The organism is Arthrobacter russicus, assembly GCF_031454135.1.
In the GTDB taxonomy this organism is placed as follows: Bacteria; Actinomycetota; Actinomycetes; order Actinomycetales; family Micrococcaceae; genus Renibacterium; species Renibacterium russicum.
In genome coordinates, this window is sequence record NZ_JAVDQF010000001.1 from 1,548,431 (window position 1) to 1,560,334 (window position 11,904).

Annotated in this window: 8 protein-coding genes; 2 read left to right on the top strand and 6 right to left on the bottom strand. The window is 61.1% G+C overall.

The window, feature by feature from the left end; genetic code table 11:
• Positions 1–981 carry a 5-dehydro-2-deoxygluconokinase gene (iolC, locus tag JOE69_RS07270; protein WP_296364452.1) on the bottom strand — a complete coding sequence of 327 codons (981 nt, stop codon included), beginning with the start codon at positions 979–981 and terminating at the stop codon, positions 1–3.
• A 619-nt stretch (positions 982–1,600) separates the two neighbouring features.
• Here iolC and JOE69_RS07275 point away from each other — a divergent pair.
• Both JOE69_RS07275 and JOE69_RS07280 read left to right on the top strand, forming a co-directional pair.
• Positions 1,601–3,466 carry a glycerophosphodiester phosphodiesterase family protein gene (locus tag JOE69_RS07275; protein ID WP_309797367.1) on the top strand — a complete coding sequence of 622 codons (1,866 nt, stop codon included), beginning with the start codon at positions 1,601–1,603 and terminating at the stop codon, positions 3,464–3,466.
• Between the two features lie 268 nt (positions 3,467–3,734).
• Positions 3,735–4,841: a glycoside hydrolase family 19 protein gene (locus JOE69_RS07280; RefSeq protein ID WP_309797369.1), complete on the top strand. Its 1,107-nt coding sequence runs from the start codon at positions 3,735–3,737 to the stop codon at positions 4,839–4,841.
• An 89-nt stretch (positions 4,842–4,930) separates the two neighbouring features.
• On the opposite strand, the gene JOE69_RS07285 is transcribed toward JOE69_RS07280, so the two are convergent.
• The 5 genes from JOE69_RS07285 to JOE69_RS07305 form a co-directional block, all read right to left on the bottom strand.
• Positions 4,931–6,859, bottom strand: a complete 1,929-nt coding sequence (locus JOE69_RS07285) for an ABC transporter ATP-binding protein (protein ID WP_309801204.1) — start codon at positions 6,857–6,859, stop codon at positions 4,931–4,933.
• Between the two features lie 170 nt (positions 6,860–7,029).
• A complete protein-coding gene (locus tag JOE69_RS07290) occupies positions 7,030–8,763 on the bottom strand; it encodes an ABC transporter ATP-binding protein (RefSeq protein ID WP_309797371.1) in 1,734 nt (577 codons plus the stop codon).
• A 160-nt stretch (positions 8,764–8,923) separates the two neighbouring features.
• Positions 8,924–9,841, bottom strand: coding sequence for a succinate--CoA ligase subunit alpha (gene sucD / locus JOE69_RS07295; protein ID WP_296364447.1), 918 nt, complete (start codon positions 9,839–9,841; stop codon positions 8,924–8,926).
• 13 nt (positions 9,842–9,854) lie between these two features.
• Positions 9,855–11,024, bottom strand: coding sequence for an ADP-forming succinate--CoA ligase subunit beta (gene sucC, locus JOE69_RS07300; RefSeq protein ID WP_309797373.1), 1,170 nt, complete (start codon positions 11,022–11,024; stop codon positions 9,855–9,857).
• Positions 11,025–11,187: 163 nt separating this feature from the next.
• The gene (locus tag JOE69_RS07305; RefSeq protein WP_309797375.1) at positions 11,188–11,874 is read right to left on the bottom strand and encodes a hypothetical protein; all 687 of its coding nucleotides are present in this window, start codon (positions 11,872–11,874) and stop codon (positions 11,188–11,190) included.
• Positions 11,875–11,904 lie beyond the last annotated feature (30 nt).

Consider the following 11,904-nt stretch of genomic DNA (forward strand, 5'->3'; position numbering starts at 1 on the left):
TCAACTGGCTCCGGCGCCGTGAAGCCGGCCGCGTTCGGCCAGCAACGAGTTGACCTCGGCCGACGTCGGCATGGCATCCGCGCAGGACAGCCGGGAAGCTACGATCGCGCCCGCTGCGTTCGCGAAATCCAAGGCCCGGCCGAGCGGCCAACCGGAAAGCAGTCCGTGGCAGAAAGCGCCGCCGAAGGAGTCTCCGGCACCCAAACCGTTCAGCGTCTGCACCGGAACCGGAGCCGAGACCACCCGCTCGGTGGCGGTTTTGGCCAACACGCCGTCCGCGCCGAGCTTGACCACGGCGATCTGCACTCCGGCGGCGAGCAAGCGGTCCGCCAATTCGTCCGGAGTCCCCGGGCCTACCGCCACGGTGCACTCCTCGACATTTCCGATCGCCACCGTGGCCCGGCCGAGGACCCGGTTGATCTGTTCCCGGGCATCCGCCGCGGAGGGCCAGAACATCGGCCGGTAGTCCAGGTCGATGATGGTGTGCTGGTCTTCGGCCAGTCCGTCGCGAGGCCGTGCATCCAGTGCGAACAGGTGTGAATCCCGGCTGGGTTCTTGGCAGAGTCCGGTCACCGTGAACCAGAAGATCCGAGCCGCCCGGACGGCATCGGTGGGAATATGCTGCTTTTCCAACTGCAGATCCGGAGCCGTCGGTTGCCGGTAGAAATAGAGCGGGAATTCGTCGGGTGGCTTGATGGCGCAAAAGGTGACCGGAGTGGGCCAGCGCGGATCGGTGACGAGGTATTCGTCGGATACGCCGAATTTCCCGAGTTCCCGGTGCAGGTAGTGTCCGAACGGATCGGCTCCGGTGCCGGTGATCACCGCCGAGGCCCGGCCGTGCCGGGCAGCGGCCACTGCGACATTGCTGGGCGACCCGCCCAGGTATTTGCCGAAGCTGGACACGTCTTCGAGGTCCACGCCGATGTCATTCGGATAGATGTCGACGCTGATACGACCGATGGTCAGGAGTTCGTGTGGCACACCACATACTTTGCCGCAGAACACATGTCCTGTCAAAGGTTTGTCAGGACATACTGACATCGCTACTTCTCGAAAGTAATCGCCATGCGCCGCACCCCTCGCCGAGGCAGGCCGATCGACCCGCGGCCGCCATCTGGAAGTCCGCTTTCACATAAAGTTATTTGCGGATTTTCCTACTAACCGCTTGGATCTAACGAAAATTTCGTAAGCCTTAAGTATCGTTACCGCTTTGTTATCTTATTTTGAGCAAGCTTCCAGCATTTTTTACTCGAATTGGTATCGTATCAAGATCTCATCACCGATCACGGCTCAGACCGTCTGATGATAGACAATTGGGGATTCATTGAAAATGGCAATCGGCTGCGATACGACAAGTACAACTTTGGCGACTCTCTGTCGCATTTTCTAAATTTTCCCATCCCGGGTATTTGATTTCGGCGTACTCGTGGACTCCGCCAGGTCATCGTGACCAAAATTTTTAGGCGACTTTTCCTGGCAAGACAATGGCCATTAGTGCGCCCACTTACCCTCATCTATTAAAGCAGGCGTCGATCGGTGTAATGAGTGAATTTATCATCAACTTTTCAAAAATATAACTAGTAGAGGGTTGAAACTACCGATGAAAGCCTACCTACCAAATAAAATTGGCGTTTTTGGACTGACCTGCCTACTCGCTCTGGCTTGGACTCAGACAGCAGCGGCGGCCACTACCCCAGAGACGGCGCCTCCTCCGCAACAAGCGCAGGCGGCTGGCTGTCCCAGCTGGCAGACACAGTTGAGCGAGCTGACAACGGGCGCCATCAAAAACAACGACAAGGTCGTTACAGCCCGGCATCGCGGCGAATTCACCGACTCGATCCCAGAAAACAGCCTCGCCGCATTCGCCGGTGCCTACCAGAATTGCCGTCCAGCGGTGGAGACTGACGTACGCTCCACGAGCGATGGGAACATGGTCGTCTTCCACGATGCAAACGTCGGCAAGATGCTCGAACCCGCGTACGATCCAATCAACGATTCCGGTCCGAACGAAAAAATCAACAACCTCAATCTCCTCGACCTTCAAAGTAAACGGTTGGTCGACGTAAATACTCGTCAACCAACCGCAGAGCGCGTACCCACCGTGACGCAGATGTTGCAGGACTACCTCGACAAAAACGGCCAATCCCTGATACACCTCGAAATCAAGGAAGCCGCACTGATCATGCCCGCTGCGAAACTGATCACCGAGATGGACAGAGCAAATCCCGGCAAAAATTTGAAGCAGCGAATCATCGTCAAGTTCAATATGGCCGAGTATCCAAGCCCGCAAAAGTGGCAGGCTGGGCTATCGGGCGCTGGAGCAGCGACAGACATCATGGGCATGCCCGTCATCACGCCTTTCGCGGCAGAACGCATCAAAGACATTTCGCTGCCGAACCCGCCAGATAAAAACTATGTGTCGAATGTAGAAAGGGCCGTGGCCTTGTGGTCCAGCGCTCCTGGCTCGGTGGCGCCAATCGTCGAAGTCCTGATCAAAGACAGCACCGACTTCGTTAAGACGGAAAGGAAGTCCGGACCGCAGGGACTCTATACGGCACCCGCCAACCTCGACTACGGAAATGCCTTGACCGACTCGATGGCCGATATGGTCACCATCGTCAAGCGGTACCAAAAACCCCTTGGCGTCTTCGTACCGGTGCCGGACTACATCATGTGGCGGACCGGCGTCGTTACCGGATTCACTGTACCGAACACCTTCGGTGACAAAAAGCCAATGGATGTGGCCACGGCGTTCTTCAACAATACGTCGTCATGTTGCTACCGGCTCCCGGATCGCCTCGGCGACGTCGGCGCCACACACGAACGTGAAGACCTACGAATGAATCTTTCCTGGAACCGGGATATCGGCGCCAACATGATCACCGCCGACGACACGGACTCAGTGGACACTTTCTACAGCCGGGACGGGGCTCTGGACACCGCAACCACGCCCTCGGCCAAATCGCCTTCGCCCCGAATGCAGTCCACACTCTCCTGGCAGCTCGGTTACGTCCCCAACCCCGCCCCGCAAAAGATCAGCCTCAAAGGATGGAACGGGGCTTCCTCAGGTTTTTGGGGTGGCCAAGTATGCATCTACAACAATCCTTACGGAAATCACTATGCCTGGGTCTACAACTGCAATAACGGCAGCGCTACCGAATCTGGCTACAGCGATATTCTGACGTCCGAAGTCGTTGGCGACAAGATCCGCATCCGGGATCCGGAAGGAAAATGCCTCAGCGATAGCAGTGAACGCGACGATATCTTCTGGTCAGACAGTTGCCAAGATTCGTGGTCACTGCTCAGCTACAACAGCAAAGGAAACATCATCAACAAAGAAGGCAAGTACGCTGCTTTCCAGACTGCGAAGTTGCTTTACAAGGGCCAGCCCTATTCGAAGATCTACTGGGTCTCGAACCCCGAAGACTACGGAACCTGGACACTGTGGAAAATGGATCTGCGCTGATCACCGAAGGCTGACAAGACTCCGCTGAACAAAGTCAGAAACTCGGGTAGCCGGGTCCGTCAAGACGGGCCCGGCTACCCCTGCGCACCTTAAGAGCCGGCGCAGCTGCCTAAGTAGGTACTATCCACATTTTTGTGCAAATCGGTGAAAATACCGCACGGGCTCTTGAAAAGGCCCCCCTGGAACGAAAGACTTTTGCTAACAATCACCGCACTTCAGGTAAAACCCATTCTGACCTCATTTTGAATGTTCGAAAGGATCACCTGCAGTGAAGAAACTCCTCGCCCTGCTGACGGCATCCGCAGCCGCAGCACTCCTCCTGGCCGCCGCACCCACGGCCGCCCAAGCAGCAACGACCGGCACGATCACCGGCATCGGCGGCAAATGCATCGATGCAGCCGCCGCCAAATCGGACAACGGCACCGCAGTGCAAATCTACGATTGCAACGGCACCAATGCCCAGCAAGTGACCATCGGCGATGATCAGAGCATCCGGATCCTCGGCAAATGCCTGGACATTGCCGATCGATCGACCAGCAACGGAGCCAAGGTCCAGCTGTGGGACTGCACCGGCAGCGCCAACCAGAAATGGGCGTTCTCCAACGCGAGCGACATCGTCAACCCGGCCGCGGACAAATGCCTCGACTCGACTGATCAGAGTTCTGCCAACGGCACCCGGCTGCAGATTTACACCTGCTCCGGCAACGCCAACCAGAAGTGGACCGTGCATCCCGGCGGCAATCCGCCGTCGAACGCCGGGTTCCCGATCAGCGAAGCGCAATTCAACCAGCTCTTCCCGAACCGGAACGCCACCTACTCCTACCAGGGCCTAGTCAACGGCGCCAAGAAATACCCGGCCTTCGCCACGACCGGCGATGACGCCACGAAAAAGCGTGAAATCGCAGCCTTCTTGGCCAATGTGCAGCACGAGACCGGCAGCTTGCAATACTTGCGCGAGTTGAACACCGCGAACTACCCGCACTACTGCGACCGCAGCCAGTCCTACGGCTGTCCGGCCGGCGGCGACCAGTACTACGGCCGCGGCTCGCTGCAACTGAGCTGGAACTACAACTACAAAGCCGCCGGAGATTCCCTGGGCTACGACCTGTTGAACAACCCGGATCAGGTGGCCACCAATCCGACGCTCGCCTGGGGTACCGGACTCTGGTACTGGAACACGCAAAGCGGTGGCGCCAGCACCTCAAGCCACAACTCCATGGTGCAGAACCGGGGCTTCGGCGAGACCATCCGCTCGATCAACGGCGGCCTGGAATGCAACGGCAACGGCGCGGATTCCCGCAATGCCCGGATCAACTACTACAAGAACATCACCAGCATGCTCGGCGTCGACCCCGGCGGAAACCTGGGCTGCTGACCCTTCCAGCCCGACGAAAAGGTGCGCTGAACCTCAGGTTCAGCGCACCTTTTCGTGATTCGGACGTCCGCCCGTCCGTACCGGACCGGTTACAACGACGCTTTGCTCTGCGCTTCCACATCGTCGATGTCGGTCTCGCCGGCGAACTGCGACTGGTAGAGCCGGTAATAGGCCCCTCGTGCCGCGAGCAGATCGTGGTGGCCGCCCTGTTCCACGATCCGTCCGGCTTCCATCACCAAAATGGTGTCCGCATCGCGGATGGTGGACAAGCGGTGTGCGATCACGAAGCTGGTCCGATCCGTGCGCAACGCCGCCATCGCCTTCTGCACCAGCACCTCGGTCCGGGTATCCACCGAACTCGTCGCCTCGTCCAGGATCAACAAGGACGGATTGGCCACGAACGCCCTGGCAATCGTGATCAGCTGCATCTCGCCGGCGCTCACGTTTTCGCCTTCGTCGTCGAGCACTGTCTGGTACCCGTCCGGCAGAGCCCGGACGAACCGGTCCACATAAGTGGCCTTGGCCGCCTCCATGATCTGCTCTTCGGTGGCGTCCAGATTCCCGTACTTGATGTTGTCGTAGATGGTTCCGCCGAAGAGCCAGGCGTCTTGCAGCACCATGCCGACCTTGGAACGCAGTTCGGCCCGGCTCAGCTCGGTGATGTCGACGCCGTCCACCGTGATCCGGCCGGAATTCAACTCGTAGAACCGCATCACCAGGTTGACCAGGGTGGTCTTCCCGGCCCCGGTGGGGCCGACGATGGCCACGGTGGCACCTGGCTTCGCCGAGAACGAGAGGTCCTCGATCAGCGGTTTGTCCGCGGTGTAGCTGAAGGTCACGTTTTCGAACTCGACGTGGCCATCGGTTTTCGCCGGGAGCCGGCGCCGGGCATCCTCAGGCTCTTGTTCGTCCTCGTCCAGGAACTCGAACACCCGCTCAGCCGAGGCGACACCGGACTGCAGCATGTTCGCCATGCCGGCAATCTGGGTCAGCGGCTGGTTGAACTCGCGCGAATACTGGATGAACGCGGTGGCATCGCCCAGGGTCATCTGGCCGGAGGCCACCCGCAGGCCGCCGATCACCGCGATGCCCACATAGCTCAGGTAGTTGACCCACTGCATGATCGGCATCATCAGGCCCGAAACGAACTGGGCGCCGAAGCTCGCCCTGTACAACTCTTCATTGCGTTCGTCGAAGCGCTCGAGCATGTCCTGCTCCCGGCCGAACAGGGTCACCAGGGCGTGCCCGGAAAACGACTCTTCGATCTGGCCGTTGAGTGCACCGGTGCTCTTCCACTGCGAGGCGAAGAGTTTTTGGCTCCGGGTTCCGATCACCCCGGCGACCACCCCGGAGAGCGGGATCGCGATCAACGCGATGAGCGCCAGCTGCCAGGAGACCAAGAACATCATCACGGTGAAGCCGGCCAGCAGCAGCACCGAACTCACCAGTTGGGAGAACGCCTGCTGCAGGCCTTGCTGCACATTGTCCACGTCGTTGGTGACCCGGGACAGCACATCGCCGCGCTGGCCGGTGTCGAAGTAGTTCAACGGCAAGCGGTTGAGCTTCGCCTCGACGTCGCTGCGCAGTTTCCGGATTGCCCGCATCACGATCACGTTCAGCACATAGCCCTGGAACCAGTTGAACACCGAGGCGACCAGATAAATCGAAAGCACGACGACGATCAGGAAGGAGAGCGCGTTGAAGTCGACGCCCTTCCCCGGCACCACGTCCGATGCCGCGAGCATGTCCGCGAAATTGTTGTCCCCGCTGGCCCGGGCCCCGGCGATGACCTGGTCTTTGCTGACCCCCGCCGGCAACCCGGCGCCGATCACGCCGTTGAAGATCACGTCCATCGCCCGGCCCAAGATCTTCGGACCGATCACGGTGAGCACCACGGATACCGCGACGGCGCCGAAAATGGCGGTCAACGCCAGCCATTCGTGCCGGAGCAGCCCGACCAGCCGCTTCGCCGAGGGCCAGAACGCTTTGGCCTTCTTGGCCGGCGCACCGCCGAACATGTCGCCGTCGGCTTCGGTCGGTTTGAATTCTTCCTCGACGAAATCATCGTCGTCGAGCAGCGCCGTCTGGGCTTGCTCGGTCTGGGCTTCGGGCTTCGCCGCGCCTCGCCGGGGTCTCCGTCCGGGCCGCGTCGGCTCGGCCGCGGCTTGCCCGTCCTCAGCTTGCTTGCTCATGCTGCATCCTCCGCACTGATCTGGGAAGCAACGATTTCCTGGTAGGTCTCCGAGGTGTCCAGGAGCTCCTCGTGGGTTCCGCGAGCCACGATCTCACCGTTGTCCAGGACTAGGATCTGGTCGGCATCGGTGATCGTTGCCACCCGTTGCGCGACGATGATCACCGTGGCGTCGGCGGTCTTCGCCTTGAGCGCCTTGCGCAGTTTCGCATCGGTGGTCACGTCGAGTGCGGAAAACGAATCGTCGAAGAGGTACACCTTGGGTTCGGTGACCAAAGACCGGGCAATGCACAGGCGCTGCCGCTGCCCGCCGGAGACGTTGGTGCCGCCTTGGGCCACCCGGGAATCGAGGCCACGGCTCTTCTGCCGGACGAAATCCGCGCCCTGGGCGACGGTGAGCGCCTCCCAGAGCTCGTCGTCGCCCGCATTCGGCTTGCCGAAGCGCAAGTTCGATTCGATCGTGCCGGAGAACAAATACGGTTTCTGCGGCACCATCGACACCCGTGAGGTGATCGCTTTGCGGCTCAGTTCGGTGACCGGCACGCCGTCCAGCAAGACCTCGCCGGAGGCCACGTCGTAGAGCCTCGGCAATAGCGAAAGCAGCGTCGTCTTGCCCACCCCGGTGGCTCCGATGATCGCGACGGTCTGCCCCGGGCTGGCGGAGAACGAGATGTTCTTCAGCACCGGTTCCTCGGCTCCGGGGTAACTGAAGCTGACATTGCGGAATTCCACTTCGCCGCGGCTGGCCGCTGGCTCGGTGGGGGTTTCCGGAACTTTGATGCTCGCCTCGACGTCGAGCACTTCACCGATCCGCTCGGCGCAGACCACGGCCCGCGGCACCATCATCGCCATGAACGTGCCCATCATGACCGCGGTCAGGATCTGCAGCAGGTACTGCAGGAACGCCGTCAGCGAACCGATCTGCATCTGCCCGGCGTCCACCCGCTGGCCGCCGAACCAGAGCACCGCGGCGGTCGCCAGGTGCAGAATCATGGTGATCAGCGGGAACATCAGCACGAAAATCGAACCGACCCGGAGCGAGACCTTGGTCAGATCGTCGTTGGCCGCGTCGAAACGTTTGGTCTCGTACGGCTCGCGGACGAAGGCCCGGACCACCCGGATGCCCACGATCTGCTCCCGGAGCACCCCGTTGATCTTGTCGATCTTCGCCTGCATCGATTGGAACAAGGGCATCAGCAAATAGACCAGATAGCCCACCACTACCAGCAGCAACGGCACCGAGACCCAGACCAACCAGGACAAGCTGAGATCTTCGCGCAACGCCATGATGATGCCGCCGATGCACATGATCGGTGCGGAAACCATGAAATTCAGCCCCAGCAGCAGAACCATCTGTACTTGCTGGATGTCGTTGGTGCCCCGGGTGATCAGCGTCGGCGCACCGAATTTGCCCAGCTCCTGCGCGGAGAAGCCGGAGACTTTGCGGTAGACGCTGCGCCGGAGGTCACGGCCGACCGCCATTGCGGCTTTGGAGCCGAAGTAGACCCCGGCGATCGCAGCGAGCACCTGGACCAGGGCCACGCCGAGCATCACGCCGCCGACGCGCCAGATGTAATCGGGGTCTGCTTTGGCAACGCCCTGGTCGATGATCTGGGCGTTGAGACTGGGCAGGTAGAGGGCGGCGATGGTCGCCGCCAATTGGAAAACGAAAACAGCGATGATGTACGGCACATACGCCCCACCGTATTGCCGCAAAAGCTTGATCAGCATAAGGATTCCTCGTCGCAGATCTGCGAGTATTCAAGATTGGATAGCAATAAGCCTAGACGAGGATACCGACAATATGTCACAAAAAACAGGTCCAAGCCGGTGAAACAGGTGCAAACATCGACCTGTCTCACCGGCTTGGACCTGCCAAACGCGAAGAGTTTTAGAGCGCGGCGTAAACCTCGCGCAGCAGCTTGGCAGTCTCGGACGGCGTCTTGCCGACCTTCACGCCAGCGGCCTCGAGCGCTTCCTTCTTGGCCTGCGCGGTGCCGGCAGAACCGGAGACGATGGCACCTGCGTGGCCCATGGTCTTGCCTTCCGGCGCGGTGAAGCCGGCGACGTAGCCGACAACCGGCTTCGTGACGTTCGCCTTGATGAAGTCTGCGGCACGCTCTTCGGCGTCGCCGCCGATTTCGCCGATCATCACGATCGCCTTGGTCTCCGGATCGGCTTCAAATGCAGCCAGCGCATCGATGTGCGTGGTGCCGATGACCGGGTCGCCACCGATGCCGATCGCGGTGGAGAAGCCCAGATCGCGCAGTTCGTACATCATCTGGTAGGTCAGGGTGCCGGACTTGGAGACCAAGCCGATCGGGCCCTTGCCGGTGATGTTGTTCGGCGTGATGCCGACCAAGGACTCGCCCGGAGTGATGATGCCCGGGCAGTTCGGCCCGATGATCCGGGTGACCTGGTTCCCGTCGGCGTCGAGCTTGGACTGGGCCAGCGCCCAGAACTCAGCCGAATCCTGCACTGGAACGCCCTCGGTGATGATCACGACCAGGCCGATGCCGGCCTCGATCGCTTCCACCACGGCGTCTTTGGTGAATGCCGGCGGGACGAAGATGATCGACACATCAGCGCCGGTCTTCTCGATTGCTTCAGCCACGCCACCGAAAACCGGCAGTTCGACGGCGTTGCCGTCCTTGTCCGTGTGGCTCACCGTGCTGCCGGCCTTGCGTGCGTTCACGCCGCCAACAACCTGCGTGCCGGCCTTGAGCATCAACGCGGTGTGCTTGGTGCCCTCGCCGCCGGTGATGCCCTGGACGATGACCTTGGAATCTTTGTTGAGGTAAATAGACATCTTCTGCTATCCCTTACTTCGCAGCGTGGGCGAGCTCGGCAGCCTTGTCAGCGCCCTCGTCCATGGTTGCAGCCTGAGTCACCAAGGGGTGATTGGCCTCGGTCAGAATGCGGCGGCCTTCTTCGACGTTGTTGCCGTCGAGCCGGACCACGAGCGGCTTGTTCGCCGCGGTGCCCAGGATTTCCAGAGCCTTGACGATGCCGTTGGCCACTGCGTCACAGGCGGTGATGCCACCGAAGACGTTCACGAACACGCTCTTGACCTGCGCATCGTTGAGGATCACGTCCAGGCCGGCCGCCATCACCTCAGCGGAAGCTCCACCGCCGATGTCCAGGAAGTTCGCCGGTTTCACATTGCCGCGGCTCTCGCCGGCGTAAGCGACGACGTCCAAAGTGGACATCACCAAACCAGCGCCGTTGCCGATGATGCCGACCTCGCCGTCGAGCTTGACGTAGTTGAGGTCGTTCTCCTTGGCCTTGGCCTCGAGCGGATCAGCAGCGTCTTTGTCTTCCAGCGCTTCGTGGTCCGGGTGCCGGAAATCGGCGTTGGCGTCCAGGGTGACCTTGCCGTCGAGGGCCAGGATGCGGCCGTCTCCGGTCTTGACCAGCGGGTTGACCTCGACCAGGGTGGCGTCTTCCTTCTCGAAGACGTCCCAGAGTTTTTTGATCGTCTCGATCACGCCGTCGCGCACATCCGCGGCGAAGCCTGCGGTGTCCACGATCTCTTCGGCCTTGGCCTGGTCGATGCCCACGGCCGGGTCGACGGCGATGCGAGCCAGCGCCTCGGGACGCTCAACCGCGAGGACCTCGATCTCCATGCCGCCTTCCACCGAGCACATGGCCAGGTAGTTGCGGTTCGCGCGGTCCAGCAGCACCGAGAAATAGTATTCTTCGGCGATGTCCGCGCCCTGGGCGATCATGACTTTGTGCACGGTATGGCCCTTGATGTCCATACCGAGGATGTTGCCGGCGTATTCGAACGCCTCGTCTGCGGTCTTGGCGACTTTGACGCCGCCGGCCTTGCCGCGGCCGCCCACCTTTACCTGTGCTTTGACAACGGTCACGCCACCGATTTTCTCGGCTGCGGCCTTGGCTTCTTCTGCGGTGTTGGCGACGATGCCAGCGAGCACGGGGACTCCGTGTGCTTCAAACATGTCGCGCGCCTGGTATTCAAACAGGTCCACGGGCTCAAGTCCTTCTACGTCGAAGTAGTTTTCGTTTCAATCGGGTGATCATCTGCACCTGACCCAGGGCATGTTGCAATGCCCCATGGGGAACTTTAGTGCAGCGGCCTAAGCGGCCGCCTCCAGAGTACCTGTTTAGTGAGTAACCCCACATTCCGGGCCGCTACTGTTGCTTGCCGCCGAAAAGCTGGTATTTGTCCTGGGCTACGAAGAACCCGGCGCCATTGCCCAGGTTGGCGCAGGCCACTCCGGAATCCATCGGGACGCAACGGTAGCCTTTCGCGTCCAGGGCGGATCCCTCGGCGAGCACCGGCAGCCCGGCCAGGAGTTTTTTGCTGCTGCTGGCGTCGTCGCCGGAGGCTTCGATCCCGGTCAACCCGGCCCGGCACGCACCGTAAACCGCGCCGTCCGGTGCCAGTTGGGCCACCCCGCCCAGGTATCCGATCCCGGTGCCGCCGCAGTCGTCACGGATATCTTCGGCCCGCGGGGCCGGATACTTCGCCAGCTCGCAGAGCACCACCGGGATCACCGGCTGCGGCTGATTCGCGGCATCGGCGAAGTTGTTCGGTTCGAACGGGGTATTGACGTGCCCATTGCGCGAATCGGTCAGCACACAGGCGATCCCCCGATCCGCGACGGCGAAGCCGCTGACCCCCTCGGCGAGGGTCTTGGCCGCCGAAGCCGTCGGCTCGACGGCCTTTGCGGCCTTGAGTCTTTCCAGGTACGACGGCGGCGGCCCGGAAGCAGCGTTCGGGTCCGGACTGCTGATCGAGATGCACCCGGTACTTGCCAGCAGCAGCGCCAGCACACCGAGGAGCACACTGGCCACGGTCCGGGGTGCGCGGTTCATGCCCTTAGACTGCCGTACGAATTCCGCGGG

Coding starts and splice junctions, on each gene's coding strand:
- JOE69_RS07305 (WP_309797375.1), bottom strand. CDS start 11,874: ATGAACCGCGCACCCCGGACCGTGGCCAGTGTGCTCCTCGGTGTGCTG.
- JOE69_RS07275 (WP_309797367.1), top strand. CDS start 1,601: ATGAAAGCCTACCTACCAAATAAAATTGGCGTTTTTGGACTGACCTGC.
- JOE69_RS07290 (WP_309797371.1), bottom strand. CDS start 8,763: ATGCTGATCAAGCTTTTGCGGCAATACGGTGGGGCGTATGTGCCGTAC.
- sucD (WP_296364447.1), bottom strand. CDS start 9,841: ATGTCTATTTACCTCAACAAAGATTCCAAGGTCATCGTCCAGGGCATC.
- JOE69_RS07285 (WP_309801204.1), bottom strand. CDS start 6,859: ATGTTCGGCGGTGCGCCGGCCAAGAAGGCCAAAGCGTTCTGGCCCTCG.